Here is a 25,611-nt window from a genome sequence, read left to right as displayed (position 1 = left end):
GCAATGCCCACAATATGCCACGTGCACATGAGGGAATCCACCGATCCCGCGCCGCGGCGATCAGGGCGCAAAGGGTCGGATTTTCGGGCGTGGTCGGGCGTCGAGGATGGGGAGCGGTCAGGCCGCCCGGGGCGCGGCCATCGCCTCGCGGCACCAGCGCACCACGGCGGCGGCGTCGGCCGGCAGGGTGGTCGCGGTGCCGGCGTGGAAGGCGTCCCAGACCGCCGCGTGGTCGGCGCGCACGGCGAGCACCACCGGCAGCCCGTCGGCGACCGCGCGCTCGATCACGCTGCGCAGGCCGCCGCCCTCGCCTTCGGCCTTGCCGAAGCGGTTGACGACGAGCACGTCGGCGCCGCGGTCGAGCGCGGCGTCGAGCCGGACCGCGACCTCGGCCAGCGCACCGCCGTCGAGCCGGCAGCCGGTCGCCAGTTTGCCGAGGTCCTGGGAGATCACCGTGACGGTGCCGTCGGAGAGGTCGCGCACCAGCATCGGACCGCAGCAGCCCTCCTCCGCCGCGCCGACCGCCTGCACCGTGCCGGCGACGACGAGGCCCTCGGCCGCGAGCGTCTCGGCGGCGGCGGCGAGCACGTCGTCGACGGTCTCGCCGCGGGCGAAGAAGATGGCGGCGAGGGGCAGGCTCGAGGTCATGGCGGATCTCCGGACGTTCCGGAAACTAGCACGTCGGCGCGCCCGGGGAACACGTGCTTTCGCCGAGGGCGCGCCGGCCCGGCCAAACTTCGACGTTGCGCCCGGCCGTTCCGCCCGCCTGAACTGCCGTTCCGACCATCCCACCGGAGCGGCCATGTCCCGTCTCGCCACCGCCCTCGCCGCGCTGCTCGCCTTCGGCATCGCCGGCCCCGCCCGGGCCGAGGATCCGCTCGCCCGGCTGTGCGACGCCTATCGCGGCCTGCCCAAGGGCTTCGGCCCGCCCGGTTCCGGGCCGAAGGCGGCGACCGCCGGCATGGCCGAACTCCCCGGCGGCACGGTGCGGATCGGCGCGGAGGATTTCTATCCGGAGGAGGCGCCGGTTCGCGAGGCGACGGTCGGACCGTTCCGGATCGACCGCCACGAGGTCACCAACGCCGAATTCGCCGCCTTCGTCGCCGCCACCGGCTACCGCACCGTCGCCGAACGCGGCATCGACCGCAGCCGCTATCCGGACCTGCCGGAGGAGATGCTGGTACCGGGCAGCATGGTGTTCACCATGCCGACGTCGCCGGAGACGCGGATCCGTCCGGGCAGCTGGTGGGTCTACACGCCGGGCGCCGACTGGCGTCACCCGACCGGCCCCGGCAGCACCATAGACGGCGCCGACAACCGCCCGGTCGTCCACGTCGCCCTCGCGGACGCCCGCGCCTACGCCGCCTGGCTCGGCCGCGACCTGCCGACCGAGGCGGAGTGGGAATATGCCGCCCGCGGCGGCCTCGTCGGCAAGCGCTACGCCTGGGGCGACGTGGCGGTGCCGGACGGCGAGCACCGCGCCAACGCCTGGCAGGGCGTGTTCCCGGTCTACGACGAGGCGGCGGATGGCGCGCACGGGCTGGCAGCGGTCGGCTGCTACCGGCCGAATCCGTTCGGGCTGTTCGACATGATCGGCAACGTCTGGGAATGGACGGTCGACCCCTGGACCGCCGACCACGTCGACCCGGCGCCGGACACCACCGGGCCGGTGCTCGCCGGCGAAGCGGCGGCGCCCTTCGCCACCGCCGTGATCAAGGGCGGCTCCTGGCTCTGCTCGGACACCTTCTGCGGCCGCTACCGCCCGGCGGCTCGCCAGCCGCACGAGGTCGATCTCGGCTCCTCCCACGTCGGCTTCCGCACCATCCTGCGCGGCGGCTGAGCGCTGCCGATCCCGCAAAGAGCCGCGCGGGCGGCGCCGTCGCCGGCGCCGCCCGCGTCGTGCCCGTCCGGGCGCGACCGCCGGACCCCGCTGCGGGACGGAGCCGTCGGCGCGTGGGGACGATGCCCTCGCCCCGCGCGGGCCGGCCACGCCGGGCCGGCATCCGCGCGGGGAAATCCGGGTCAGTCCTCTTCGACCGCGGCGACGACACCGCCGCCACAGCTCGCCTGCGCCTTCTTGAAGAGGGCGCGGTCGGTGGCGTCGACCATGCGGTCGCCGTCGAGGTCGCCCGAGCAGGTCACCACGTCGCAGCGGCCGGACTGGGCGAGGATCAGCGAAGCGTCACGGGCCTCGAGCTTGCCGTTGCGGTCGAGGTCGGCGCGCCGGCAGAGCGACATGCAGTCGGTGCCGAGGTTGGCCTCGATGATCGCGAGGTCGTCGGCGTCGGTCTCGCCGTCGACGTCGATGTCGTAGCGGCTCGGGCCCTTGCCGTCGAAGGCTCGCCAGCCGGCGATGTCGGATTGGCCGATCCGCATGTCCATGTCGCCGTCGCCCTTGGCGCGGCATGAAGCGTCGATCTCGGCGGTGCGCGAGACCTTGGCGATCAGCGCCGACAGCCGACGGTAGCTGGTGCGGGCGGCGGCCGGCAGGCAGTCGGCCGGATCGTCGGCGGCGCAGTCCGCCAGCATGTCGCGGCCGGCGACGTCCATGCCGGTCGGGTTCGCCGTGGTGCGGGCGACGTCGTAGAACTCGTCGGCGGTCTTGGTGGCGTAGTCGGCCCAGGGCAGCGCGGCCTCCTGGCCGGAGCCGGCCAGCGGCGTGGCGCAGTCGAAGCTCGTCGAGCGCACCATCTTGTAGCGCCCGACGCGGGCGGCCATCTGCTTCAGCGGCGTCAGGGTGATGCCGGCGTCGGGGTTGTCGAGCTGCACCGCGCAGCAGGAGCCGTACTGCTTCTCCGCGCCGGGGCCGTACCAGGTGCCGCCGTTGTCGTGGCAGAAGCTCTCGCCGGTGAACAGCGTGTCCGAGCAGGCGCCGCCGACCGCGCAGGGCCAGCTGCGCTCGTCCGGATCCGGCGAATAGGTGCCGGGATCGAGCTCGGTGAAGTTCATCTCGCGGATCGCCCGCGTGCCGGGATCGGTGAGGTAGGCGAGCATCGGCTTGCCGTCGATGCGGTGGCTCGGCGGCACCGCGACGTCGGCGTCGACGCCGGCGGCCTCGGCGAACAGGCGGTAGAGGTCGGTGATGTTGACCAGGGCGTCGACCGAGCGGCCCGGCGCGGCGACCTTGGCGCCGGCCACGATCAGCGGCACCCAGACACCGGTCTGGTAGACCGTGCCCTTGGAGCGGGTGACGCTGAAGCCGTCGGTGGCGCGCACGGTCGGGCCGAAGCTGCCGTTGTCGCCGACGATCACCACCATGGTGTTGCCGAGGGTGAGGTGGTCGATGGTCCGGCCGTCGGGCTTCAGCTTCGCCAGCCCCATCTGCCCCATCGCCCGCCCGAGCGCGGCGTCGGCGCCTTCGAGCACGCTGTTGATGAGGAACCGCTCCGGCGCGAGGCTGTTGCAGGCACTGTCCGGATCGGCCGGGTCGGGCACGAAGCCGGTGCCCGCCTTCTGGAACGGCGTGTGCATCGCGTTGAAGCTCAGCGTCATCATCCGCGGGCCGGACTGGGCGCGCCACCACGACACGCCGTCGTTGCCCTGTGCGCCCGTCATGAAGCGGCGGTCGAGCCGGTCGCGACCGCAACTCTCGGCGGCGAAATAGGGCGACTTCGGACCGCTGACGGTGGTCCGGGTCCAGACGTAGTAGGCGTTCTCGTTGTCGAAGGTCAGGCCGGTCGGCCGGGCGTCCGAGCAGGTCAGGTTCGGCGCGAACACGCCGCCGCTCTGCAGGCAGCTGCGCGAGGGGCTGGTGCCGCGCAGGGCGTTGCCGGAGTCGATCTCGGTGCAGCCGACCGTGCCGTCGGCCGCCTTGGTGTAGCAGGCGCCGGCGGCGTCGGTCTGGAAGTAGCCGCAGGCCTGTGCGCCCGACGGGTCGACGCCGCCGGCGGTCCGGTCGATCGAGGGCGGGCCGGCGCTCATGGCGCCGATGAAGGCGTCGAAGCCGCGGCTCGCGGGGGCGCAGGCGCCGGCCGGGTCGAGCTCGTCACCGAGGTGGTACTTGCCGACCATGGCGCTCTTGTAGCCGGCCTTGGCCAGCACGCGCGGCAGCGTGGTCTCGAAGGGCGAGACGTAGCTCTGCGGCAGGTGGTTGCCGAGGATCGCCTGCCCGACGCCGGTGTGCGAGGGATAGCGGCCGGTGAAATAGGCCGCCCGGCTCGACGAACACTCCGGCATGCCCCAGACGTTGGTGAACTTGACGCCGGCGGCGGCGATCAGGTCCATGTTGACGGTCTTCGGCGGCGAGACGCCGCCGAAACCGAAGCTCGCCATCTGGTCGACGCCGACGTCGTCCAGGATCACGAACAGGATGTTCGGCGGCCCCGCCGGCGCGGCGCCCGCGCCGCCCTCCGCCGGCACCGTCGCGGCCAGCGCGGCGGCGACGACGGCCGCGAGCTTGTTCCCCGTGGTCTTCACGACGTCCCTCCTCGTTCCCGGTGCCCCGGATCGGTTCTCGTACCTGCCCTCGCGACGTCCCGACTCCTCGGGACGTCGCGGGGTTTCGGCCATCCGGCCGCCGCCCGGTCGGGCGCTCCCCGCTAGCGACGCTCCGACCGGAGGTCGGGATCTCTCGAGCCCGGTGTCAGATGAGTTTCAGGCAGGCCCCGGCCGCCTGAGCGTTGGACCTGGCGTCGGCACGGGCGATCTTGCCGGCCTTCACCAGCGCCTTGGTCGCGTCGGTGATCGTCGCCTTCAGGTCGCCGCCGGCGGCGACACCCGGCCGCGCCGCCGCATAGATCGCGCCGGCCTCGGCGCCGAGCTTGCTCGCACAGGCGTCCGCAGCCGCGCCGTCGGCCCACACCGGCGTCGCGACGGCCGTGGCCGCCAGGAAAACCATCGTCCGAAATCCCACCGTGTCACCCTCCTCGTCGCCGTGTCGCCAAATCCGACCAGAAATCGCGCAAGCGCCCGCCATGACCGCGGCGACCGGCGCTGCTAGTCTGTCGAAAGTGGAAAATCACGTCTCGTCGCGGGAGGATGGTGCTTGGACGGCGCGATCGGCTCAACGTCGATTCTTGACAGTATCGCGGCCGGGCCGAAGGCGCCGCCGCCCCTGCTCGGCACGCTCGCCGCGCACCCTGCCTTCGCGGCGGTGGCGGCGCGGACCGGGCGGTCGATCGTCGCCCGCTTCGAGGGCCACCGCATCCTCAACCGCGTCCTCAACGACCGCGGCCGCTTCATCACCGGTCTCGTCGTGCTCGACCTCGGCTTCGGCGGCGCCGACGGCGCCCCGCTGACGGCGACCCGCCTGCAGGACTTCTGCCAGCGCCACGGCATCTGCAGCCGCGGCCGCGCCCGCGCCATGCTGGCCGTGTTCCGGGTGATGCGGCTGCTCGAGCCGAGCGAGAGCGCCGACCGGCGCCTGCGCGCGCTCGTGCCGACGCCCGCCTTCGTGGCCCTGCACCGCGAGCGCTGGAGCGAGATGCTGGCGATGCTGGAGCCGCTCCTACCCGAGGCGCCGGCGGTGATCGCGGCGATCGCCGACGACGCCGGCCTCGCGGTGCTGGTCCGCACCATGGCCGCCCGCTTCGAGGCCGGCTTCCGCGTGGTCGACGCCGCGCCGGCCATCACCGACGTCGTCGAGCACGCCTCGGGCCTCGTCGTCCTGCTCTCGATCCTCGAGCAGACCGGCGGCGCGGTCGGCGAACACCGCATCGTCGTCACCGACCTCGCCCGCCGCTTCCTGGTCTCGCGCGGACACGTGCTCGAGATCCTGCGCACCGCCGAGGCCGCCGGCCTGTTGGCGATCGTCGGCCGCACCGGCGCCACCGTCACGCTGACGCCGCGCTTCGGCGCGGCCTTCGCCGCCTTCTTCGACGCCATGTTCGCCGCCGTCGCCGAGGGTGCCGAGGCCGTGCTGGCGCGCCGGCCCGGCCTCTGAGTCCCGTCGCGCCGCCTCGACCATCGTCCGTTCCGGCCATCGGCCACGCCGGCGCCGCTCGGCCGCGGCCCGGGCGACCGGTCAGCCCCCCGGCGGGCCGAACAGGATCGCCGCGGCGGCGCGCCACGAGCCGGCCCGGCCGAGGTCGGCCGCCATGCGCCGCCACTCGCCGAAGGCGATCGAGACCGGATCGCGGTCCGGCGCGACGCCGGCGATGCCGTAGGTCGGCGGCACGTCCGGGCGCTCGGCGGCGAAGGTGCCGAACAGGCGGTCGAACACGATCAGGACGCCGCCGTAGTTGCGGTCGAGGTAGACGCCGTCGGCGGCGTGGTGGACGCGGTGGTGGGACGGGGTGTTGAGCACACGCTCGAGCGGCCCCCAGCGCGGCGACAGTTCGGTGTGCAACACGAACTGATAGACGAGGTTCGCCGCCAGCAGGGCGGCCACCATCGTGGGCGGAAAGCCGAGCAGGACCGCCGGCACGAAGAACAGCCACTCGCCCGAGAGGACACCCGTCCAGGCGAGGCGGAGCGCCGAGGCGAGCGTGAAGGTGGTCGACGAGTGGTGCACCGAATGCGAGGCCCAGAGCCAGCGCACGCGGTGGCTGGCCCGGTGCATCCAGTAATAGGAGAACTCGGTGACGAGGAAGCCGGCGATCCAGGTCGCCGGCCGCTCGATCGGCAGTTGCCAGGGTGCCGCCGCCGCGGCCACCGGGAACACCGCGGCGAACACCGCGACGTCGAGCGGACGGACGAGGACGTGGCCGAGCGCGACGCCCAATGACAGCAGGGTGTCGCGGAGATCGAAGCCGCGCCGGGCGAGCCGGATGGTCGCGACCGCCTCGGCCACGATCAGCCCCGCGGCCAGCACGGCGAGGATGCCGAAGGCGGCGGGATGCTGGGAGAATGCGGCCGGCACGGCGCTCACTCCCGCAGCCGGGCGAGTTCGGCGGCGTCGACGGCGCCGTCGCCGTTGCCGTCCGCGCGGTCGAAGCCGGGCGTCGGGGCGGCTTCGAATTCGGCGCGGGTGACCAGACCGTCGCCGTCGGCGTCCATGGCGGCGACCCGACGGGCGACGAGGCGACCGGTTGCCCCGCCGCGGTCGACGATGCCGTCGCCGTCGCGGTCCAGCCGATCGAAACCGGCGGCGCGGGCGGTCAGGAACTCGGCGCGGGTGACGCGGCCGTCACCGTCGGTGTCGGCGGCGCGGAACATCCGCGCGAAGCGGCCGTCGGCGGCGACGGCCGCCGTCGGTGCGAGCGCGAGGGTCGCGACCAGGGTCGCGAGCGCGGCGATCGGGAAGCGGTAGGACATCGGGGCGGTTCTCTTCGGAAGCGGGGACGGACGTCGGGAAGGGGCTCCGCCGGTTCCGGCCGGCGAAGCCCGCGGCCGGGTCAGCGGGTCGGGCAGGCGATCGCGGCGCCGGAGGCGTCGTGGCAGCTGCCGCTGTGGCTGAGACCGTTGGTGCTGTCGTAGGTGGTCGAACCGGAGTACCCGTTGCCGTTGGCCGCGGTGACGTTGGTGTCGCGGCCGCCGGAGACGGTGCCGTCGGCATTGCGGGTGAAGCCGCCCTGGCTGTTCACGCTGCCCCTGGCCCCGCTCGCCGCGAAGCCGCCGCGGTGCGCCACGCTGCCGTCGGGGTTCACGGTCGTGGTGGAAGCGCGCCCGCCGACGGCGCCGTTGTCGAGACGAAAGGCGCCGCCGCTCGCCGCCGAGGTGGAGCCGTCGGCGTTCTTGCGCACGCCCCAGCCGCGGGCATAGGCGTTGCCTTTGACCGATCCGGCGGCGAACGCGCCGTTCTGGCCGCGCCGGACGATCCGGCCCGAGGCCGCTTCGGCGACCGAGGCGAAGGCAACCGCGACGGCGAGGGCGGCGGCGAGGGTGGCGAGGGTCTTCTTCATGGCTTTCTCCCGGTTCGGTGTTCCGATCGCGTCTGCGATGGGAGGACGATGGGCCGGGGATGTTGCGTCGTCGTGCCGGGAAACCGCCGATGCGTTGCAAGGTGATGCAGGGCGGCCGATTCGTAGCATCCTGTAACAACTCGACCGTCGCGACGGCGCGCGACGGGCGCCTAAGGTCGTCGGAGCGGATCGGAGGTGAAGGCATGGCGGCACAGGGCCGTGTGATCGTGGTCGACGACGACGCCGAAATGCGGGCGTTGATCCAGCGCTATCTCGGTGAGAACGGTCTGTCCGTGCGCGCCGTGCCGGACGGCGCATCGCTCACGCGTGCGCTCGCCCGCGAACCCGCCGACGTCGTCGTCCTCGACCTGATGATGCCGGGCGAGGACGGGCTGGCGGTGTGCCGCCGCCTGCGCGCAGCCGGCGACCAGACGCCGATCATCATGCTGACGGCGCGCGGCGATCCGGTCGACCGGGTCCTCGGGCTCGAGATGGGCGCCGACGACTATCTCGCCAAACCCTTCCTGCCGCGCGAGCTGCTCGCCCGGATCGGCGCGCTGATGCGGCGCCGGCAGGCCTCGCCGCTCGGACTGCCAATGGCCGGATCGGTCGCCTTCGGGCCCTTCGTGCTCGACTTCGACCGCCTCGCACTGACCCGCGACGGCGAGCGCGTCGACCTCACCACCCGCGAGTTCGTGTTCCTGAAGACGCTGGTCGCGCATGCCGGCCGCCCGCTGTCGCGGGCGCAGTTGATCGAACTGGCGATCGGGCGCGACGCGGAGGTGACCGACCGCGCCGTCGACGTCCAGATCGCGCGCCTGCGCAAGGCGATCGGCGACGACCCCGACGCCCCGGTCTGGATCCGCACCGTCTGGGGCCACGGCTACGTCTTCGCCAAGCCGGGGGACGGGCCGTGAGGGCACGCTGGCCGCGCACGCTGTGGGGCCGCGTGCTCGCCTCCACCGTCGCCGCGGTGCTGGCGGCGCAGGTCCTGACGATCGCCTCGTTCACCGTCGCGGTGCTGGTGCCCGAGATGCGTCGCATCGCCCGCGCCACGGCGGAGAGCGTGGTGGCGGTGGCGGACGCGGCGTCGGAGGTCGGCCCGGAGGGACGGGCGCGGCTGATCGGGCACCTGGAGCGGTCCGGCTGGCTGGACCTGCGCGACGACACCGACGTCCCGGACGACGGCGGCGGGGCGCCGCTGCTGGTCGAACGGGTGTTCATGAACGCGCTCTCCGACGCGCTCGGCCCGCGCGGCGACCTCCACTGGCGCACCGACGTGCTCGGCCGGCTCTGGGTCCACATCACCATCGGGCCGGACGGTTACTGGGTGTCGGTGCGCACGCTGCCACGCCTCGGCATCCTCGGCCTTTTCGCGATCTGCGCGCTGGCCTCGGCCGCGATCTCCGCCGTGGTCGCCACCAACTTCACGCGCCGGCTCCTGAAGCCGCTGACCGACCTCAGGGTCGCCAGCGAGCGGGCGACGCTGGTCGACCTGCCCGAGGCCCTGCCGGAGGCGGGCCCGCGCGACCTCGCCGAGGTCACGCGCAGCTTCAACGGCATGATGCGGCGCCTACAGGACGCCGACAACGAGCGCCGCATGGTGCTCGCCGGCATCTCGCACGACGTCCGCACCCCGCTGACCAAGCTGCGCCTCGCCCTGTCGATGATGCACGCGGAGGACCGTGCGCTGATGGACGCCGCCGAGCGCCAGATCGACGCCATGGAACGGATCCTGTCGCAGTTCCTCACCTTCGCCCGCGGCTTCGCGGCGGAGCCGCCGGCCGCGATCTCCGTCCGCGACCTCCTCGACGCGTTCGACGCCCGCTACGGCGCCGAGGGCGTCGTCGTCGCGCCGCCGGATGCGGACGCGACGCTGCAGGGGCGCCCCGAGGCGCTGCGCCGGGCGCTCGCCAACCTCGTCGACAACGCGCTGCGCTACGGCGCCGCGCCCGTCGGGCTCGAGGCGGACGTCCGGGACGACCGGATCCGCTTCGTCGTCTCCGACGCCGGCGAGGGCATCGCGCCGGACGAGGTCGACCGCCTGCGCCAGCCCTTCGTCCGCGGCGACGCCGCCCGCTCGGCCGACGGCACCGGCACCGGCCTCGGCCTCGCCATCGTCGACGAGATCGCCCGCCTCCACGGCGGCGAGGTCGTCTACGCGCGGGCGGACGGACGCTTCCGCGCAACGCTCGACCTGCCGCTCGCCGGTGCGTGAGCGGCGTCGCGCGGACGCCGACCGAACGACGAACGCCGATCCCGGTCCTCTCCCCGCCTCTTCGAAAAGACGGCGGCCTCGGAGGGCGGTTCGACCGGCGGAAGAGATGCGGGACGCGGGCTGAACGACCAGCCGCCACGAAGCGAGATGGTGGGCCCGGCAGGACTCGAACCTGCAACCAAACCGTTATGAGCGGTCGGCTCTGACCATTGAGCTACAGGCCCCCGAACGGACTTGGTAGTGATTTGCGGGCGCGCTGTCCACCCGGGTGCGGGCGGTTCGTGCTCGGATGGCGGGTGGCGGGCGGGAGGCTCTTGAATCGGCCGTAATCGGATGCGACCCGATCGGCCATGGACCGGCCCCGCCGTGGCCGGCCGCGACCAACGGGAGGATCTCGACGCCATGAGGATCGTGACACGCGCCGCCCTGATCGCCGCCCTCGCCGCCGTGCCGGTGGCCGCGCGCGCCGAGCCGCCGGTGCCGACGCTGAACCTTTCGGCCGAGGGCAGCGTCACGGCGGTCCCGGACACTGCGACGGTCACGCTCGGCGTCGTCGAGCAGGCGGAGACCGCGGGTGCGGCCCTCGAGGCCAACAACGCCGCCATGCGCAAGACCTTCGAGAGCCTTGAGGCCGCCGGCATCGCCGACCGCGACATGGCGACGTCGAACTTCTCGATCGAGCCGGTCACGGTCTACCCGCAGGCCCGCGACGACGGCACCCAGGACCCGCCGCGCGTGGTCGGCTACCGCGTCTCCAACCTCGTCACCGTCAAGATCCGCGACGTCACCCAGACTGGCGGCCTGCTCGACAAGGTCGTGCGCGTCGGCGCCAACCAGGTCCAGGGCATCGCTTTCGGCCGCGCCGACGAGGACGCCCTGCTCGACCGCGCCCGCGCCGACGCGATGCGCGCCGCCGCCGCCAAGGCGAAGATCTACGCCGAGGCCGGCGGCTTCGAGCTGGTCCGCATCCTCTCGGTCTCCGAGAGCGGCGGGGCGATGCCCTACGCCGCCCCCGCGATGATGGCCAAGCGCGCCGCCGAGGACGTGCCGATCGCCGCCGGCGAGCAGGAACTCCAGGTCACCGTCAACGTCTCCTGGGAGATCCGCCCGAAGCCGTGACGACGGGACGACGATGTCCGGCCCCCCCGGCCGGGGCATCGCACGGGCGACGGGCGGGACGGTTGCCGCTTCAATGATGAGCCGGCTCATCGTCCCGCCGGAGCCGGCGAACCGTCGCTCGGGATGCGACCTCAGCGCAGGTCGACCACCTCGGCCGACGGGGCGGTCACCACGCCCTGCTCCGGCCAGTGCGCGAAGTTGAGCACGCCGCCGTCGGCCCGGAGCGCGGCGACGCGGTCGAGGTCGAGGCGGGCGTGGACCCAGCCGGGCACGTCGCGCTCGCCGAGGGCGACGACGCCGTCGTCGGGGAAGTCGCCGTCGGGCGGGCCGTAGACGCCGGCCGCGCCGCGGTTGGCCGCCACCACCGGCGACCACGGCGCCTCGCCGACGGTCGGGGCGTGGACGACGTAGCACTGGTTCTCGAGCGCGCGCGCCTGCCCGCCGTGGCGGACGCGCCAGTAACCGTGCAGCGTCTCGGTCGTCGACGGGGCGAGGATGATCTCGGCGCCGGCCTCGGCCTGCGCCCGCGCGATCAGCGGGAACTCGACGTCGTAGCAGATCGAGACGCCGACGATGCCGAGCGCGGTGCGGAAGACCGTGATCGGCCCGCCGCCGACGACGCCCCAGGGCTCGCGCTCGAAGCGCGTCATCATCACCTTCTCCTGCCGCCCGACCGCGCCGCCGGGCGTGAACAGCCGGGCGACGTTGCGGAACAGGCCGTCGCCGCCCTTCACCGGCGCCGAGCCGGCGAGGACGTGGACGCCGTGGCGGCGCGCCAGCGTCCGGTGCAGCGCGTCGATCTCCGGCAGGAGCCGGGCCACCACGTCGGTCGAGCCGGCGAGGTCGCCGGGATCGGGCGCGAGCGCGCCGAGTTCCATCGCGGCATATTCGGGGAACACCAGCAGCTGCGCGCCTGCCTCGGCGGCACGGGTGATCCAGCCGGCGAGCTTGGCCTCGTAGGCGTCGAGGCCGTCGAAGCGGTCGATCGGGTATTGGGCCGCGGCCACGCGGACTTCGCGCATCTCGTCTCTCCGTTGCGGCCGCCACCCCTCCCGGCGGCGGAAACCGACCCGCCGCCCCCGTCAGCCCTCGGCGATCCGGGCGAGCCAGTCCTCGAGGTTGTAGTAACTGGTGACGCGGACGATCAGACCGTCCTCGATCGCGAAGAACGAGCCGCCAGCGATCGAATAGCGCTGCCCGCGCGCCTCGGGCAGGCCGTCCTCGGTGGCCTCGTAGGTGCCGCGCAGGGTGTATTCCGCGGCGGCGCGGCCACCGTCGTCGCTGGCGAACACGACGAGGTCGGCACAGGTCTCGCGGTAGCACCGCGCCATGTGGATCAGGAAGCTCTCGAAGGCCTCGCGGCCGATCCGCCGGCCGCCCTGATTGACGTCGTGGACCACCTCCGGGTCGAGCGTCGCCAGCACGCCGGCGATGGAGCGGGCGTCGAGCGCCTCGAAATAGCGCCGGACCAGCGCGATGGTCTCGTCAGCGGCCATGGCCCTTCCTCCCTGCCGCGCCGCCGTCGCCGCGGCGTGCGACGGGAAACGGCGAGCGCCCCCGTCGCGGTTCCCTCGCGCCGGACGGGCGAGGGTACGGTCCGGACCCGCCGCGGCGCGACACCGCCACCGCGCCGCCCGGATCAGAGCGTCGGCACCGGCCGCGGACGGCCCTCGTCGTCGATCGCGACGAAGGTGAACACCGCCTCGGTGACCTTCTCGCGCCCCTCGGTGCGGAAGCGCCGGGCCCAGGCCTCGATGCGGATCTTCATCGAGGTCCGCCCGACCGCCGTCACCTCGGTGTAGACGCAGAGCACGTCGCCGACCTTGACCGGCCGGTGGAAGATCATGCCGTCGACCGCCACGGTGACGACACGGCCGCGCGCCCGCTCGACACCGGCGATGCCGCCGGCCTGGTCCATCTGGCTCATCACCCAGCCGCCGAAGATGTCGCCGTTGGCGTTGGTGTCGGCGGGCATCGCGATCTGGCGCACCGTGAGGTCGCCGCGCGGCTGCTCGGTCGCCGCCTGGGTGGTGTCGGCCATGGGGTCGAGGTCCTCTTCAGGTCGGGTCGGTCGACGGGGCGAGCCCGAGGTCGGAGAGCGTGACGGCGAGGGCCGGCACCAGCATCGGCTCCAGGCGCTCGGCCGCGCCGAGGTCCACGACCTCGCCGTAGCCGGCGACGCCGAGGCGGCGATGGATGCGGGTGACCAGCGTCAGGGCGTTCACCACCCAGACCTCGCGCACGCCGTAGGCGGCGTAGACCGCGATCTTGCGGCCGAGATCGTAGCGCAGCGAGCTGTCGGCGACCTCGACCGCCAGCAGCACCAGCGAGCCGTCGATCTCCGGCGGCCCGCCCTGGCGGCGGAACACGCAGAAATCGGGCTCGAGGAAGCAGCGCTCGTCGAGGCGCAGGGTCGTCTCCTGCGCGATCGTCAAGTCGTTCGGCCTGACCGTCTGGAAATGCTGGTTCAGCTCGATCTTCACCCACTCGTGGCGGGCGCCCTTGGGCGACATCGGCACGATCTCCCCGCCGATCATCTCGAAGCGCTCGTCGGCGCCGACGATGCCGGCGCGCACCATCGCCTCGACCTCCGCGACGGTGAAGGCCCGGCGCGGCATGCCGTCGGCCGCCTGGGTCCGGGCCGGTTCTGGCCGAAGGGGGAGAACGTGGTTCATGCCCGGGAGGATAGCACCGGCCGGCCGGCCGGCAAGCGCCGTCGGGCCGGCACCCTCTTTCCGCGGCGGTGCCGAACCGCTATCCCGGCGCGGCGCGGGTGCCGCGGCACGGCCGCCACGAGGAGACCACCGGATGACGATCGACGCCTACACCATCACCGTTCCCGTGTTCGTGCGCTCGCTCGGCGCGCTCTCGGCCGTGCTCGGCAAGGCCGAGGCCTGGTCCGAGGCCCGGCGGGTCGGCCCCGCCGTTCTGCCGGGCTGCCGGCTGATCGCCGACATGTACCCGCTGGCCCGTCAGGTCCAGATCGCCTGCGACTTCGCCAAGAACGCCACCGCCCGCGCCGCCGGCGTCGAGGCTCCGGCCTTCGCCGACGACGAGGCCACCCTCGCCGACCTGCGCGCCCGCATCGAGCGCACCCTCGCCGTCCTCGGCGGCATCGACCCGGCGCTGGTCGCCGCCGCGCCCGGCCGCACGATCGAGTTCCCGATGGGCCCGACCAAGCGCGGCCGCATGGAGGCGACGGCCTATCTCCTCCACTACGCGCTGCCGAACTTCCACTTCCACCTCGCCACCGCCTACGGGATCCTGCGCGCCAACGGCGTCGAGATCGGCAAGCCGGACTTCCTCGGCGCGGTGCCGGGGCTCGAGTTCGTCTGAGGCTGGACGCGGACGGCGGTGCGGACCTCCCGGTCCGCGCCGCACGTGGTCAGAGCGGCAGGTCGGAAAGGCGCAGCGTCAGGCCGGCGAGGAGATGCGGCGCCAGCACGTCGTCGGGACCGGCGACGAAGCGGCGGCCGAAATGGCCGCCGTCGGGCTCGCGGTGGACGCGGGTCTCGCGGGTGCGGGCCTCGACGACCCAGTATTCGCGCACGCCGAGCCGGGCGTAGAGCTCGACCTTGCGGCCGGCGTCGTAGCCGAGCGAGGTGTCGGCGACCTCGACGACCAGCAGCGCGTCCGGGCCGCCGACGGTGGCGATGCCGAGACGGTCGGGGAAGAACAGGTAGTCCGGCTCGAGATAGAGCATCTCGCCGAGCCGCCAGCCGGCTTCCTGGATGAAGGTCGTCCCCGCCGGCAGGTTGCGGGCGAAGTGGATGGTGAGATGCTGCTTGAAGGTCTCGTGCAGCGGGCCCTTCGGCGACATCGGCAGGATCTCCCCGTCGACGATCTCGACGCGCTCGTCGTGGCCGATGATCCCGGCCTCGACCATGCGGTCGACGTCGGCCACCGAGAAGAGGCGGCGGGGCAGTCCGTCCTGGGCGATCACGACCGGCTTGTTCATGGAGCGGATGCTACCACGCCCGCGGTGCACGCCAAAGCGTAGACCCGTGCACGCCGAAGCGTTCAGCCGAACGGGCGCCCGCGGTGGTCGTCGATGATCTGCCGGCCCTTCTGGAAGGTGATCTCGACGCATTCGTCCTTCGACGACATCCGGTCGGCGCGCTGGAACGGCAGTTCGCGCCCGCCCTCGCCGAGTTCGACCACGACGCCGGAAACCCGCCACTCGCCGCCCTCGGCGACCGGGGTCGCCCGGATCAGGAAGCCCTTGTACTCGAAGGCCGGCGCCGGCCCGGCCGGCGTGGCGGCGCCGCCGCCGAGACCGAACAGCTTCTTCAGGAACGACATCGCCACCAGCTCCACGCGGCACGACGCCGCCTCGTTCCGGTAAACCCGCGCCGGCGCCGCCCGTCAAGGGCGGGGGTGGCGCAGTCGTCCACGACCACTGCCTTGACTCGCTGCCGCCGCGGTGGTCTTCTCCCGCTCGCGCCGATCCATCGACAGAGATGGCGGGCGCCGTAAGCGTCCGACGTCAGGCAACGCATCAACCGGCCCGGCCGGAGGCGTCGACGTATGGATCGCTCCCGTTGCCGGGCAGATGTCCCGGATCTTCCCATGAACACTGATGTCCGCGCGCGTTCGCGCAAGCTGCCCGCCCACTGGGCCCCCGTCGTCATGCCCTTCATCCTGTCGGTGCTGATGACGCTGGTGGTGTCGCTCGTCTCCACCCTGCGCAGCCTCGGGCCCGTGCCCGAATTCGTCCACGTCTGGCCGACCGCCTGGGCGCTGTCCTGGGTGGTCGCCTTTCCCACCCTGCTGCTCGTGCTGCCGCTGGTGCGGCGGATCGTCGGGCTGCTGGTCGCCGCCCCCGGCCGCTGACGGCCGGAAACGGCGAGGCCGCCCGGGCTCTTCGCACGGGCGGCCTCGTCGAGGGATGGCGCGCCGAGCGCCCGACCGGGCGCAGGCCGAATGGCCGTAACCCCGCCCGCGTCGCGACGCGGGCGGGGCCGGTATCAATTGTCGAGGAAGCTGCGGAGCTTGCGGCTGCGGCTCGGGTGCTTGAGCTTCCGTAGCGCCTTCGCCTCGATCTGGCGGATGCGCTCGCGGGTGACCGAGAACTGCTGGCCGACCTCCTCGAGGGTGTGGTCGGTGTTCATGCCGATGCCGAAGCGCATGCGCAGCACGCGTTCCTCGCGCGGGGTGAGCGAGGCCAGCACGCGCGTGGTCGTCTCGCGCAGGTTCGACTGGATCGCCGCGTCGATCGGCAGGATCGCGTTCTTGTCCTCGATGAAGTCGCCGAGGTGGCTGTCCTCCTCGTCGCCGATCGGCGTTTCGAGCGAGATCGGCTCCTTGGCGATCTTGAGGACCTTGCGCACCTTCTCGAGCGGCATCGCCAGCTTCTCGGCCAGCTCCTCCGGCGTCGGCTCGCGGCCGATCTCGTGCAGCATCTGGCGCGAGGTCCGGACGATCTTGTTGATCGTCTCGATCATGTGCACCGGGATGCGGATGGTGCGGGCCTGGTCGGCGATCGAGCGGGTGATCGCCTGCCGGATCCACCAAGTGGCGTAGGTCGAGAACTTGTAGCCGCGGCGGTACTCGAACTTGTCGACCGCCTTCATCAGGCCGATGTTGCCCTCCTGGATCAGGTCCAGGAACTGCAGGCCGCGGTTGGTGTATTTCTTGGCGATCGAGATCACGAGGCGCAGGTTCGCCTCGACCATCTCCTTCTTGGCCTGCCGGGCCTCCTTCTCGCCCTTCTGCACCAGATGGACGATCCGGCGGTACTCGCCGGGCTCGAGGCCGGTCTCGGTGGCGAGGTTCTGGATCGACTGCCGGAGCTCGCGGATGTCCTCCTTCTCGCGCGCCACGAATTCCTTCCACCCGCGCGACGACAGCGACGCGACGCGGCGGATCCAGTTCGGGTCGAGCTCGGAGCCCTGGTACTCGCGCAGGAAGTCCTCGCGCTTGACGCCGTAGCTCTCGGCCAGGCGGAGCAGGCGGCCCTCGAGGCCCATCAGCTTCTTGTTGATGTCGTAGAGCTGCTCGACCAGCGCCTCGATGCGGGCGGCGTTGAGCGAGAGCGACTTGACATCCTCCTGGATCTCCTCCTCGAGCTTCTTGTAGCGGCGCTCCTGGGACGGCGACAGGGTGGTGTTCTTCAGCCGGTTCTCGACGTGCTGCTCCTGCAGACGGCGCAGCTTCTTGAAGTTCTCGGCGATGCGGTCGAAGGTCTCGAGCACCTTCGGCTTGAGTTCGGCTTCCATGGCCGACAGGGAGATGTTGTTCTCCATGTCGTCCTCGTCCATCATCTCCGGCTCGGGCGTCTCCTCGCCCCCGGCGCCGGGACCGGGCGCGGCTTCGCCGCCGCCCTCCTCCGCCGCCTCGCCGCCTTCGCCCATGCCGGGCAGCGGCGCGCCGCGCCCGTCCGGGCCGGCGTAGGTGGCCTCGAGGTCGATGATGTCGCGCAGGAGGATCTTGCCCTCGTTGAGCTCGTCCCGCCACACGATGATGGCCTGGAAGGTCAGCGGGCTCTCGCAGAGGCCGGCGATCATCGCCTCGCGGCCGGCCTCGATGCGCTTGGCGATGGCGATCTCGCCCTCGCGGGACAGGAGCTCGACCGAGCCCATCTCGCGCAGGTACATGCGCACCGGGTCGTCGGTGCGGTCGGTCGGCTCGCGCGTGGTGGTGGTGCGGGCGACCGCGGTGCCGGTGCTCTCGGCGAGCTCGCCGGCCTCTTCGTCGCCGCCCTCGGCGTCGGCGGAGGCCTGGGCCGCGCCCTGGTTCTCCTCGGCCTCTTCGGCGTCGATGACGTTGATGCCCATGTCGGAGAGCATGGCCATCGTGTCCTCGATCTGCTCGGAGGTCACCTCCTCGGAGGGGAGCACCTCGTTGAGCTCGTCGTAGGTGACGTAGCCGCGCTTCTTCGCCAGCTTGATCATCCGCTTGACGGCGGCATCCGAGAGGTCGAGCAGCGGGCTGTCCGGGCTCTCCGCGCCGGTTTCCGTCGCTTCGTCCGCTTCGGTCGCTTTCGTCGCCATGTCCGTCTCCGCCGTCGGCCGTCGCGCCGTCCTGCCGCGCCGGGCCTGTCCCGCCATCCGTCCGGACCCGCCGCCTCCGCCCGGAAGCCGCGATCCCGAGCGGTCGCACCACTCGGGAAAATGCCCGTCCAGCCCTTAAACCCGCTTTAACTCTGCCCGGCCGGCAAAACCGACCACGCCACGGGCCCGTGCCAAGCCGAACGAGGGCCGGCCACGATCCCTCGCAACGCCGTTCCGCTTGCGATGGTTCGTCCCGTCCCGTCTCGTCGCGCCCTGGAAAGCCCGATGCGGTCCGCGAGCACCCCGATCCGCGACGTCGTCGGCCGGCCGCCCTCGGGCGACGCGTGGCGCGCATCCTTCGCGCGGGAATGGGGTACCCCTTCCCGGACTCGTCTATGTAGCGAGCGGCGAGGAATCCGCAAGGGTGATTCGCGGCACCGGCGAATCGGCGGCCGGACGCGCCCTCAATGCCACAGCGCCGCCGCCGAGGCGCGCCCGCCGGTGGTGGCGGCGCGGATCGCCTTGGCGGCTTCGGCGAGTTCGGCCTCGCGGCGGGCGAGTTCCTCGCGGCGGCGGGTCAATTCGCGCGCCAGTTCGAAGATGCGCGTCGCCTGCTCCTCGTCGGTGGCCTCTCCCACCGCGGCCATGTCGTGCTCGATGTCGCCGGCGAGCGCGCGCAGCGACAACCGCTCGATCAGGATGTCGAAACAGGTCTCGACGAAGCTCTCCGGCGGGTGGAAGCGCAGGATCGGCAGCCGTTCGCGCAGCTTGTGGCCGCGCGGCGCGGTCACCGCACCCTCGCGCCGCGCCTCGTCGCCGTGGACCTCGTTGAGCACGAAGTAGAAGCGGCCGTCGAGCGCCTCGTAGAAGCTCGACACCGAACTCTCGTCGAGGTCGACGGCGATGCGGTAGAGCGCGCGCTTGAAGTCTTCCAGCGCCTTGACGCGGAACTCGGTGCGCACCAGCCGCTCGATGTTGGCCTCGTAGAGGTCGGGATACTCGACGCAGAGCCCGAGCAGGATGCGTTCGATCGCGGCGAGTTCCGGGTCGTCGGCCGGCCGGAGGTCGACGCCCGCGGCCATCGGCGCCGCGGCCGGAGCGCCGCGCTCGCCGGTCCCCGGCGCGGAACCCGAGCGCGTCCGGCGGTCGTGCGCCCAGAACAGTTCGGACAGCTTGACCCGGAGCGCCAGCCGGTAGCGCCGTGCCACCCTGTCGTCGCGGATCAGGCGGACGAGTTCGTCGACGCGCGCCTCCAGCGCCGCCTTGCGCTCGGGCGTGTCGATGCGCGCGCCGGCGGCCTCGCGCTCCCACAGCACCTCCGACAGCGGGCGGGCCTTGGCGGTCTCGGCCAGGAAGGCCTCGGCGCCGCCGGCGCGGACGACGTCGTCGGGGTCCTTGCCGTCGGGCAGGAAGCAGAAGTTGAAGGAGAAGCCGCTCTTCAGGACGGGCAGGATGCGGTCGATCGCCCGGTGCGCCGCGGCAATGCCGGCGCGGTCGCCGTCGAAGCAGATCACCGGTTCGGGCGCGAGGCGCCAGAGCCGCTGGATATGGTCCTCGGTGAAGGCGGTGCCGAGGGCGGCGACGACGTTGCGGATGCCGGCCTGGTGCACGGCGATGGCGTCGAGATAGCCTTCGGTGACGACGATCGAGCCCGACTTGTGCGCCGCCTCGCGGGCCCGGTGCACGTTGAACAGCATCGTGCCCTTGTGGAAGATCGGCGTCTCCGGCGAGTTGAGGTACTTCGGCTGGCCGTCCGGATCGAGGGTGCGGCCGCCGAAGGCGACGACGCGGCCGCGCTCGTCGTGGATCGGGATCATCACCCGGCCGCGGAAGCGGTCGTAGGACGAGCGGCCGTCCTCCGGCTTGATCAGGAGGCCGGCGGTGACCGCGACCTCCTCGGCGACGCCGTTCTGGACGAGGTGGCGCTTCAGCGCGTCGCGCTCGTCGGACGCCCAGCCGATCCGGAACTCGGCCACGGTCTTCTCGGTCAGGCCACGGCGGATCAGGTAGTCGCGCGCCGGCCGGCCCTCGGGGGCGCGCAGGCGCTGCTCGAAGAACTTCGCCGCGATCTCGCAGGCCCCGGAGAGGTCGACGCGGACCGCCTCGCGCTCGCGCTCGCGCGGATCTGCCTTCGGCAGCGCGACGCCGGCCTCGGAGGCGAGCCGCTCGACAGCCTCGCCGAAGCCGAGCCCCTCGGTCTCGGTGACGAACTTGAAGTGGTCTCCGGTCGCCCCGCAACCGAAGCAATGGTAGATGCCGCGGCGGTCGTCGCAGTGGAACGACGGCGTCTTCTCCTGGTGGAACGGGCAGCAGGCCCAGAAGTCGCCGCGGGCGGGCTGGCTCTTGCGGCGGTCGAAGGTCACGCGCCGGCCGACCACCTGGGAGATCGGCAGCCGGTTGCGGATGTCGTCGAGGACGTGGGGCGGGAAACGCATGGTGCCATCCTACTACCCCGCCGACCCGGCGGCCACTATCGCCGGCGCCACGCCATCCACCGTCACCAGCGGAAGCGCAGGCCGACCGTGGCGTACCGGGATCTGCCGGCGGCACTCGCTTCACCCTCGGGCAGCGCGAGATCGAGTCTCGCGCGATTTTCTTCCCGCCCCCGCGGAGCGACTGCCATGCGGCACCGACCGCGTTCGCACCGGAACAGCAGATCATTGTTTTCATTTGTCTTTTTATCATCTCCCTCGCAGTTGACGGCGCCGCCCGGCTCCCCTATTTTCCGCCGCGCGTGGGACCCGACGGGTCGGCCCGCGCCTTTTCGCACGCGCCGTCGCCCTCGCCGCCCGTTCCGGGTGCGGGCGCGCACGCGGCCTGCGATCCGTCCGCGACCCGGAGGGACCGACCGATGACCGCCACCGCCTGGGAAGAACCGACGCCGACCGCCGTGCTGGTGCTCGCCGACGGCACCGTGATCGAGGGCTTCGGCATCGGCGCGCGAGGGGCCGCGGTCGGCGAGGTCTGCTTCAACACCGCCATGACCGGCTACGAGGAGATCCTGACCGATCCCTCCTACGCCGGGCAGATCGTCACCTTCACCTTTCCGCACGTCGGCAACGTCGGCGTCAACGACGAGGACATCGAGACCGTCAACATGGCGGCGGCCTCGGGCGTGCGCGGCGTGGTGCTGCGCGACGACGTCACCGATCCCTCGAACTGGCGCTCGACCCGCGCCTTCGATACCTGGCTCGCCGCCCGGGGGATCGTCGGCATCACCGGCGTCGACACCCGCGCCCTCACCGCGCTGATCCGCGAGAAGGGCATGCCGAACGCCGTGATCGCCCACGCCGCCGACGGCGTGTTCGACCTCCCCGCGCTGAAGGCGCAGGCGGCGGCCTGGGGCGGGCTGGTCGGGCTCGACCTCGCCAAGGAGGTCACCAACACCCAGAGCTTCACCTGGGACGAGACCACCTGGGAGAACGGCAAGGGCTACGGCCGGCAGACCGAGCCGAAGTACAAGGTTGTCGCCATCGACTTCGGCATCAAGCGCAACATCCTGCGCCTGCTCGCCGACCAGGGCTGCGCCGTCACCGTGCTGCCGGCGACCGCGACCGCCGAGGACGTGCTCGCCCACGAGCCGGACGGCGTCTTCCTGTCGAACGGCCCCGGCGACCCCGCCGCCACCGGCGAATACGCCGTGCCGACCATCCGCGCGGTGGTCGAGACCGGCGTTCCGACCTTCGGCATCTGCCTCGGCCACCAGATGCTCGGCCTCGCCGTCGGCGGGCGCACCGTCAAGATGCACCAGGGCCACCACGGCGCGAACCACCCGGTGATGGACCACACCACCGGCAAGGTCGAGATCACCTCGATGAACCACGGCTTCGCGGTCGACACCACCAGTCTGCCGGACAGCGTCGAGGAGACCCACGTCTCGCTGTTCGACGGCTCCAACTGCGGCATCCGCCTCAAGGACAAGCCGGCCTTCTCGGTGCAGTACCATCCGGAGGCGAGCCCCGGCCCGCAGGACAGCCACTACCTGTTCCGCCGCTTCGTCAACCTGATCCGCGAGCGCAAGGGCGAGGCGCCGGTGCCCGAGCGGGCCTGACCTCTTCGGCCCCGTGGGGGGGCGCCGGTTCAGCCGGCGTCCCGCGCCTTCTCCCGCGTCAGCAGCGCCGCGCCGACCACGAGCAGCACGGACGCCGCCAGGAACGGCGCGCCGGGAAAGTAGACCGGCGCGTCGGCGCCGGTGAACCAGGCGAACAGACGCGTCATCAGGATCGGCGACAGCACCATGGTCAGGCTCTTCAGGCTGGCGATGGCGCCCTGGAGTTCGCCCTGGGCGTCCTCGGGCATCCGCCCGACCGCGATCGCCCGGATCGAGGGCTCGATCAGGCCGATGAAGGCGAAGGGCACGACGAAGACGAACATCACCCAGCCCGCCGTCGCGAAGGCGTAGCCGGTGAAGCCGACGGCGGCGAGCAGCAGGCCGGCGAGCGCCGCCCGCCATTCGCCGAAGCGCTTCACCACGGGCCCGATCAGGCCGCCCATCACCACCGCCATGGCGACGCCGACGGCGGCGAGCGACAGCCCGATCTCGCCCTCGCTCCAGCCGAAGCGCAGCTTGGCGGCGTAGGCCCACACCGACGGGTTGGCGTCGTGGGCGATCTGGTAGATCACGATCACCGCGCCGAGGCCGAGGATGGTCGGGTGCCGGCGCATCTGGCGGAGCGCCCCGAGCGGATTGGCGCGGGCGAGCGAGAACGGCCGGCGCCGCTCGGGCGGCAGGCTCTCCTTCAGGAACACCCAGCCGATCGCGAAGTTGACCGCCGACAGCGCCGCCGCCGCGAAGAACGGCACCCGCGGCCCGAGCTCGCCGGCGAGGCCGCCGAGCGCCGGACCGAGCACGAAGCCGACGCCGAAGGCGACGCCCATCAGCCCGAAGCTCTTCGCCCGGTTCTCCGGCGTCGCGACGTCGGCGATGTAGGCGCCGGCCGTGGTGTAGCTGCCGCCGGAGATGCCGGCGAGGGTGCGGCCGAGGAACAGCCAGGCGAGATTGGGCGCGAGCGCGCAGATCAGGTTGTCGAGACCGAAGGTGGCGACGGAGGCGAGCAGCAGCGGCCGCCGGCCGAAGCGGTCGGACAGGTTGCCGATCACCGGCGCGAACAGGAACTGCATGCCGGCGTAGACGAAGATCAGCCAGCCGCCGTCGACGGCGGCGGCCGACACCGTCTCGCCGGTGAGTTCGCCGATCAGGCTCGGCAGGATCGGGATCACCATGCCGATCCCGACCACGTCGAGCAGGACGGTGAGGAAAACGAAGAGCAGCCCGCCCCGGGCCCGACCGTCCGCCATGCCGCGCGATCTCCTTGGAGTCCGCCGGCACGGGCGCACGGGAGCGCCGCCCCGTCAAGGGGGCGGATGGTGGGGCGGATGGTCCGGCGCCGGCGCCGCGCTCACAGGCTGCGCGGCGAGAAGGTGTCGCAGGCGTCCGGCCCGCCGTTCTCGTAGCCGGTGCGGAACCAGCGTTTGCGCTGTTCGGACGTGCCGTGGTTGAAGCTCTCCGGCACCACGTAGCCCTGCATCCGCTTCTGGATGGCGTCGTCGCCGATCTGGGTGGCGGCGTTGAGCGCCTCCTCGACGTCGCCGGCCTCGAGCAGCCCGCGCCGCTCGGCGTCGGCGGCCCAGACGCCGGCGTAGCAGTCGGCCTGGAGCTCGACGCGCACGCTCATGGCGTTGGCGTCGCGCTCCGACATCGACCGGCGCTTCTCGTTGAAGTCGGGCAACACGCCGGTGAGGTTCTGGATGTGGTGGCCGACCTCGTGGGCGATCACGTAGGCCTGGGCGAAGTCGCCCGGCGCCTTGAAGCGCCGCTTCAACTCGTCATAGAAGGCGAGGTCGATGTAGACCTTGCGGTCGCCCGGGCAGTAGAACGGCCCGCTGGCCGCGCTGGCGAAGCCGCAGGCCGACTGGATCTGGCCGGTGAACAGCACCAGCTTCGGCTTCGGGTAGGTTTCGCCCGACGCCTTGAAGATCTGGTCCCAGGTCGTCTCGGTCTCCTTGAGGACGACGCCGACGAACTGGCGCATCTCGTCCTCGCCGCCGCCGGTCCGCGACGCCTCGCGCACCGGCGAGGGAGCCCCGCCGCCGAGGTCGATCGAGCCGCCCTGCAGCAGCACCATCGGGTTGATGCCGAGGAACCACAGCACGACCATCACCACGACGATCACGCCGATGCTGGGACCGCCGCCGCGGCCGAGACCGCCGACCGGGATGCGGAAGCCGCCCCCGCCGTCGCCGATGCCGCCGCCGTCGCTGCGGCGGTCCTCGACGTTGCTGCTCTCCTCGCGGCCTCTCCAGCGCATGGCGCTCGCCCTCCCCGTCCCTCTCCGCGGAGGTTTCGCACGAATCCACCGCCGTTGTCCCGCCCCGCCGCGGCCGGCCGCGGGCGGATCCGCCGGACAACGCGCCGGGCCGGCGGATCGATCCCTCGGGCCCCTTCGGTCAGAACGCGACCTCGGCGACGACGGCGCGGTGGTCGGACGGCCAGGGCGTCACCACCACGTCGGCCTCGGGCGCCTTCTCGCCGACGATCGCGGCGGACAGCACCTCGAGGCCCGCGCCGCGGGCGTAGACGAAGTCGATGCGGTCGTGGTGGTCGGTCGGGTCGTCGGCGGCGGTGGTCGGGGTCCAGGTGAAGGCCGGCTTCTTCGCGACGTCGGGGAAGACGGCGCGCAGCGCGTCGGTGAAGCCGAGGCCGAGGATCGTCGTCGACGCGACGTAGTCGACCGCGACCGGCTGCAGGCCGGCCTTCACCGCCGCCTCGGACCAGTCGAGATGGGACGGCTCGTTGAAGTCGCCGGTGACGAACACCGCGTCGGCGCCGTCGGCGGCCTTCAGGTCCTCGGCGAACAGCTTCATCGCGCCGCCGCGGGTCTCGGCGGAGAAGCGGGCGAGTTCCTTCGGGTCCTTGGTGAAGGGCGCGGCACCGTATTCGATGCCCATGGCCTGGTAGGGCTGGTAGGGCGAATCGTCGAGGTGCAGGTTGAACAGCCAGACCTTGCGGCCCTCGACGTCGAGCGGCACGCCGAGGTCGTGCGCGGTCGCCGCGCCGATCGGGTAGCGCGAGATCACGGCGTTGGCCCACAGCGCCTCGTTGGCGGCGGTCTGGTCGTGGACGTGCCAGCCGAGCGCCTTGGCGAGGTCGGCGGCGACGCTGGGACCGTCGGCCGGGCAGTCGTCGGCGGTGCACGGGTTCTTCTCGGCCCGGACCTCCTGGACGCCGACCACGTCGGCGCCGGCGGCACGGATCGCGGCGGCGACCTCGGCGATCGAGCCGGTGCCGTTCAGACCGGCGCCGTAGACGTTGAAGGTCATGACCTTCAGCCGCGTCTCCGCCGCGGCCGGAGAGACGGAGAGCGCCGCGACGAGCGCGGCGGCGACGATGATCGAGATGCGCATGGTCCACCCCCTGACGGTCCTGTCGGGACCAGCGCTATTGTTCGCACGTGAAGCGGCGATGACGCGAGCCGGACCGGCCGGGACGGCGCCGGCGCGG

At 72.5% G+C, this 25,611-nt stretch carries 25 protein-coding genes and 1 tRNA gene; 8 read left to right on the top strand and 18 right to left on the bottom strand.

Going from position 1 to position 25,611, the window contains the following annotated elements; translation table 11 throughout:
- Positions 1-117: 117 nt before the first annotated feature.
- Positions 118-648 (bottom strand): DUF2478 domain-containing protein, encoded by a 531-nt coding sequence (locus EDD54_RS19665; RefSeq protein WP_126538905.1) that lies wholly within the window; start codon positions 646-648, stop codon positions 118-120.
- Between the two features lie 154 nt (positions 649-802).
- Between EDD54_RS19665 and EDD54_RS19660 the strand changes: the two genes are divergently transcribed.
- Complete coding sequence (locus tag EDD54_RS19660) at positions 803-1,840, top strand: formylglycine-generating enzyme family protein (protein ID WP_126538907.1); 1,038 nt, start codon at positions 803-805, stop codon at positions 1,838-1,840.
- Between the two features lie 182 nt (positions 1,841-2,022).
- Here the strand turns inward: EDD54_RS19660 and EDD54_RS19655 are convergent, their stop codons facing one another.
- Both EDD54_RS19655 and EDD54_RS19650 read right to left on the bottom strand, forming a co-directional pair.
- Positions 2,023-4,416 (bottom strand): sulfatase-like hydrolase/transferase, encoded by a 2,394-nt coding sequence (locus EDD54_RS19655; RefSeq protein WP_166653470.1) that lies wholly within the window; start codon positions 4,414-4,416, stop codon positions 2,023-2,025.
- Between the two features lie 166 nt (positions 4,417-4,582).
- Positions 4,583-4,837, bottom strand: coding sequence for a hypothetical protein (locus tag EDD54_RS19650; protein WP_126538911.1), 255 nt, complete (start codon positions 4,835-4,837; stop codon positions 4,583-4,585).
- A 147-nt stretch (positions 4,838-4,984) separates the two neighbouring features.
- On the opposite strand from EDD54_RS19650, the gene EDD54_RS19645 reads away from it, so the two are divergent.
- The gene (locus EDD54_RS19645) at positions 4,985-5,881 is read left to right on the top strand and encodes a hypothetical protein (RefSeq protein WP_126538913.1); all 897 of its coding nucleotides are present in this window, start codon (positions 4,985-4,987) and stop codon (positions 5,879-5,881) included.
- A gap of 81 nt (positions 5,882-5,962) precedes the next feature.
- Here the strand turns inward: EDD54_RS19645 and EDD54_RS23275 are convergent, their stop codons facing one another.
- The 3 genes from EDD54_RS23275 to EDD54_RS19630 all read right to left on the bottom strand — a co-directional run bounded on the left by EDD54_RS23275 (position 5,963) and on the right by EDD54_RS19630 (position 7,781).
- Entirely contained in the window at positions 5,963-6,799 is an 837-nt protein-coding gene (locus tag EDD54_RS23275; RefSeq protein WP_207620247.1) for a sterol desaturase family protein, read from the bottom strand.
- A 5-nt stretch (positions 6,800-6,804) separates the two neighbouring features.
- Complete coding sequence (locus EDD54_RS19635) at positions 6,805-7,194, bottom strand: EF-hand domain-containing protein (protein ID WP_126541809.1); 390 nt, start codon at positions 7,192-7,194, stop codon at positions 6,805-6,807.
- Positions 7,195-7,274: 80 nt separating this feature from the next.
- On the bottom strand, positions 7,275-7,781 hold the full coding sequence (locus EDD54_RS19630) for a hypothetical protein (protein WP_126538915.1): 507 nt from the start codon (positions 7,779-7,781) through the stop codon (positions 7,275-7,277).
- A 203-nt stretch (positions 7,782-7,984) separates the two neighbouring features.
- Between EDD54_RS19630 and EDD54_RS19625 the strand changes: the two genes are divergently transcribed.
- Positions 7,985-8,698 carry a response regulator gene (locus EDD54_RS19625; RefSeq protein WP_126538917.1) on the top strand — a complete coding sequence of 238 codons (714 nt, stop codon included), beginning with the start codon at positions 7,985-7,987 and terminating at the stop codon, positions 8,696-8,698.
- On the top strand, positions 8,695-9,999 hold the full coding sequence (locus EDD54_RS19620; RefSeq protein ID WP_126538919.1) for an ATP-binding protein: 1,305 nt from the start codon (positions 8,695-8,697) through the stop codon (positions 9,997-9,999). The genes EDD54_RS19625 and EDD54_RS19620 overlap by 4 nt, the downstream gene beginning before the upstream one ends.
- Positions 10,000-10,147: 148 nt before the next feature.
- Here EDD54_RS19620 and EDD54_RS19615 read toward each other — a convergent pair.
- A tRNA-Ile gene (locus EDD54_RS19615) sits at positions 10,148-10,223 on the bottom strand.
- A 178-nt stretch (positions 10,224-10,401) separates the two neighbouring features.
- Between EDD54_RS19615 and EDD54_RS19610 the strand changes: the two genes are divergently transcribed.
- On the top strand, positions 10,402-11,118 hold the full coding sequence (locus EDD54_RS19610; protein WP_165644335.1) for an SIMPL domain-containing protein: 717 nt from the start codon (positions 10,402-10,404) through the stop codon (positions 11,116-11,118).
- A 131-nt stretch (positions 11,119-11,249) separates the two neighbouring features.
- Here the strand turns inward: EDD54_RS19610 and EDD54_RS19605 are convergent, their stop codons facing one another.
- The 4 genes from EDD54_RS19605 to EDD54_RS19590 form a co-directional block, all read right to left on the bottom strand.
- Positions 11,250-12,140 (bottom strand): carbon-nitrogen hydrolase family protein, encoded by an 891-nt coding sequence (locus EDD54_RS19605; protein ID WP_126538924.1) that lies wholly within the window; start codon positions 12,138-12,140, stop codon positions 11,250-11,252.
- Between the two features lie 60 nt (positions 12,141-12,200).
- Positions 12,201-12,614, bottom strand: coding sequence for a ketosteroid isomerase-related protein (locus EDD54_RS19600; protein ID WP_126538926.1), 414 nt, complete (start codon positions 12,612-12,614; stop codon positions 12,201-12,203).
- 143 nt (positions 12,615-12,757) lie between these two features.
- The gene (locus tag EDD54_RS19595; protein ID WP_126538928.1) at positions 12,758-13,159 is read right to left on the bottom strand and encodes an acyl-CoA thioesterase; all 402 of its coding nucleotides are present in this window, start codon (positions 13,157-13,159) and stop codon (positions 12,758-12,760) included.
- A 16-nt stretch (positions 13,160-13,175) separates the two neighbouring features.
- Positions 13,176-13,736 carry a Uma2 family endonuclease gene (locus tag EDD54_RS19590; RefSeq protein ID WP_245515825.1) on the bottom strand — a complete coding sequence of 187 codons (561 nt, stop codon included), beginning with the start codon at positions 13,734-13,736 and terminating at the stop codon, positions 13,176-13,178.
- Positions 13,737-13,926: 190 nt separating this feature from the next.
- Here EDD54_RS19590 and EDD54_RS19585 point away from each other — a divergent pair, with 190 nt between their 5' ends.
- Positions 13,927-14,454, top strand: coding sequence for a DUF1993 domain-containing protein (locus tag EDD54_RS19585; RefSeq protein WP_126538932.1), 528 nt, complete (start codon positions 13,927-13,929; stop codon positions 14,452-14,454).
- A gap of 49 nt (positions 14,455-14,503) precedes the next feature.
- Here the strand turns inward: EDD54_RS19585 and EDD54_RS19580 are convergent, their stop codons facing one another.
- A complete protein-coding gene (locus EDD54_RS19580; RefSeq protein WP_165644336.1) occupies positions 14,504-15,076 on the bottom strand; it encodes a Uma2 family endonuclease in 573 nt (190 codons plus the stop codon).
- A gap of 62 nt (positions 15,077-15,138) precedes the next feature.
- A complete protein-coding gene (locus EDD54_RS19575; protein WP_126538936.1) occupies positions 15,139-15,420 on the bottom strand; it encodes an HlyU family transcriptional regulator in 282 nt (93 codons plus the stop codon).
- A 267-nt stretch (positions 15,421-15,687) separates the two neighbouring features.
- On the opposite strand from EDD54_RS19575, the gene EDD54_RS19570 reads away from it, so the two are divergent.
- Positions 15,688-15,951 (top strand): DUF2798 domain-containing protein, encoded by a 264-nt coding sequence (locus EDD54_RS19570; protein ID WP_126538938.1) that lies wholly within the window; start codon positions 15,688-15,690, stop codon positions 15,949-15,951.
- 134 nt (positions 15,952-16,085) lie between these two features.
- On the opposite strand, the gene rpoD is transcribed toward EDD54_RS19570, so the two are convergent.
- Both rpoD and dnaG read right to left on the bottom strand, forming a co-directional pair.
- Positions 16,086-18,110, bottom strand: coding sequence for an RNA polymerase sigma factor RpoD (rpoD, locus tag EDD54_RS19565; RefSeq protein ID WP_126538940.1), 2,025 nt, complete (start codon positions 18,108-18,110; stop codon positions 16,086-16,088).
- 464 nt (positions 18,111-18,574) lie between these two features.
- A complete protein-coding gene (dnaG, locus tag EDD54_RS19560; RefSeq protein ID WP_126538942.1) occupies positions 18,575-20,545 on the bottom strand; it encodes a DNA primase in 1,971 nt (656 codons plus the stop codon).
- A gap of 416 nt (positions 20,546-20,961) precedes the next feature.
- On the opposite strand from dnaG, the gene carA reads away from it, so the two are divergent.
- Positions 20,962-22,161 carry a glutamine-hydrolyzing carbamoyl-phosphate synthase small subunit gene (gene carA, locus EDD54_RS19555; RefSeq protein WP_126538944.1) on the top strand — a complete coding sequence of 400 codons (1,200 nt, stop codon included), beginning with the start codon at positions 20,962-20,964 and terminating at the stop codon, positions 22,159-22,161.
- Positions 22,162-22,190: 29 nt separating this feature from the next.
- On the opposite strand, the gene EDD54_RS19550 is transcribed toward carA, so the two are convergent.
- The 3 genes from EDD54_RS19550 to EDD54_RS19540 form a co-directional block, all read right to left on the bottom strand.
- Positions 22,191-23,408 (bottom strand): TCR/Tet family MFS transporter, encoded by a 1,218-nt coding sequence (locus tag EDD54_RS19550; protein ID WP_126538946.1) that lies wholly within the window; start codon positions 23,406-23,408, stop codon positions 22,191-22,193.
- A gap of 101 nt (positions 23,409-23,509) precedes the next feature.
- Positions 23,510-24,418 (bottom strand): KPN_02809 family neutral zinc metallopeptidase, encoded by a 909-nt coding sequence (gene ypfJ / locus EDD54_RS19545; protein WP_126538948.1) that lies wholly within the window; start codon positions 24,416-24,418, stop codon positions 23,510-23,512.
- Positions 24,419-24,557: 139 nt separating this feature from the next.
- Positions 24,558-25,514 (bottom strand): endonuclease/exonuclease/phosphatase family protein, encoded by a 957-nt coding sequence (locus tag EDD54_RS19540; protein WP_126538950.1) that lies wholly within the window; start codon positions 25,512-25,514, stop codon positions 24,558-24,560.
- Positions 25,515-25,611: the final 97 nt, after the last annotated feature.

This window comes from Oharaeibacter diazotrophicus (genome assembly GCF_004362745.1).
In the GTDB taxonomy this organism is placed as follows: domain Bacteria; phylum Pseudomonadota; class Alphaproteobacteria; order Rhizobiales; family Pleomorphomonadaceae; genus Oharaeibacter; species Oharaeibacter diazotrophicus.
The sequence above is the reverse complement of the archived record's forward strand: the minus strand, read 5'-3'. Positions and strand labels throughout refer to the sequence as shown.

What these genes read in the sequence shown, in the direction of transcription:
- EDD54_RS19665 (WP_126538905.1), bottom strand. Translation starts at nt 648, where the DNA reads ATGACCTCGAGCCTGCCCCTCGCCGCCATCTTCTTCGCCCGCGGCGAG.
- EDD54_RS19660 (WP_126538907.1), top strand. Translation starts at nt 803, where the DNA reads ATGTCCCGTCTCGCCACCGCCCTCGCCGCGCTGCTCGCCTTCGGCATC.
- EDD54_RS19650 (WP_126538911.1), bottom strand. Translation starts at nt 4,837, where the DNA reads ATGGTTTTCCTGGCGGCCACGGCCGTCGCGACGCCGGTGTGGGCCGAC.
- EDD54_RS19635 (WP_126541809.1), bottom strand. Translation starts at nt 7,194, where the DNA reads ATGTCCTACCGCTTCCCGATCGCCGCGCTCGCGACCCTGGTCGCGACC.
- EDD54_RS19630 (WP_126538915.1), bottom strand. Translation starts at nt 7,781, where the DNA reads ATGAAGAAGACCCTCGCCACCCTCGCCGCCGCCCTCGCCGTCGCGGTT.
- EDD54_RS19625 (WP_126538917.1), top strand. Translation starts at nt 7,985, where the DNA reads ATGGCGGCACAGGGCCGTGTGATCGTGGTCGACGACGACGCCGAAATG.
- EDD54_RS19610 (WP_165644335.1), top strand. Translation starts at nt 10,402, where the DNA reads ATGAGGATCGTGACACGCGCCGCCCTGATCGCCGCCCTCGCCGCCGTG.
- EDD54_RS19605 (WP_126538924.1), bottom strand. Translation starts at nt 12,140, where the DNA reads ATGCGCGAAGTCCGCGTGGCCGCGGCCCAATACCCGATCGACCGCTTC.
- EDD54_RS19600 (WP_126538926.1), bottom strand. Translation starts at nt 12,614, where the DNA reads ATGGCCGCTGACGAGACCATCGCGCTGGTCCGGCGCTATTTCGAGGCG.
- EDD54_RS19595 (WP_126538928.1), bottom strand. Translation starts at nt 13,159, where the DNA reads ATGGCCGACACCACCCAGGCGGCGACCGAGCAGCCGCGCGGCGACCTC.
- EDD54_RS19590 (WP_245515825.1), bottom strand. Translation starts at nt 13,736, where the DNA reads ATGCCGCGCCGGGCCTTCACCGTCGCGGAGGTCGAGGCGATGGTGCGC.
- EDD54_RS19585 (WP_126538932.1), top strand. Translation starts at nt 13,927, where the DNA reads ATGACGATCGACGCCTACACCATCACCGTTCCCGTGTTCGTGCGCTCG.
- EDD54_RS19580 (WP_165644336.1), bottom strand. Translation starts at nt 15,076, where the DNA reads ATGAACAAGCCGGTCGTGATCGCCCAGGACGGACTGCCCCGCCGCCTC.
- EDD54_RS19575 (WP_126538936.1), bottom strand. Translation starts at nt 15,420, where the DNA reads ATGTCGTTCCTGAAGAAGCTGTTCGGTCTCGGCGGCGGCGCCGCCACG.
- EDD54_RS19570 (WP_126538938.1), top strand. Translation starts at nt 15,688, where the DNA reads ATGAACACTGATGTCCGCGCGCGTTCGCGCAAGCTGCCCGCCCACTGG.
- rpoD (WP_126538940.1), bottom strand. Translation starts at nt 18,110, where the DNA reads ATGGCGACGAAAGCGACCGAAGCGGACGAAGCGACGGAAACCGGCGCG.
- dnaG (WP_126538942.1), bottom strand. Translation starts at nt 20,545, where the DNA reads ATGCGTTTCCCGCCCCACGTCCTCGACGACATCCGCAACCGGCTGCCG.
- carA (WP_126538944.1), top strand. Translation starts at nt 20,962, where the DNA reads ATGACCGCCACCGCCTGGGAAGAACCGACGCCGACCGCCGTGCTGGTG.
- EDD54_RS19550 (WP_126538946.1), bottom strand. Translation starts at nt 23,408, where the DNA reads ATGGCGGACGGTCGGGCCCGGGGCGGGCTGCTCTTCGTTTTCCTCACC.
- ypfJ (WP_126538948.1), bottom strand. Translation starts at nt 24,418, where the DNA reads ATGCGCTGGAGAGGCCGCGAGGAGAGCAGCAACGTCGAGGACCGCCGC.
- EDD54_RS19540 (WP_126538950.1), bottom strand. Translation starts at nt 25,514, where the DNA reads ATGCGCATCTCGATCATCGTCGCCGCCGCGCTCGTCGCGGCGCTCTCC.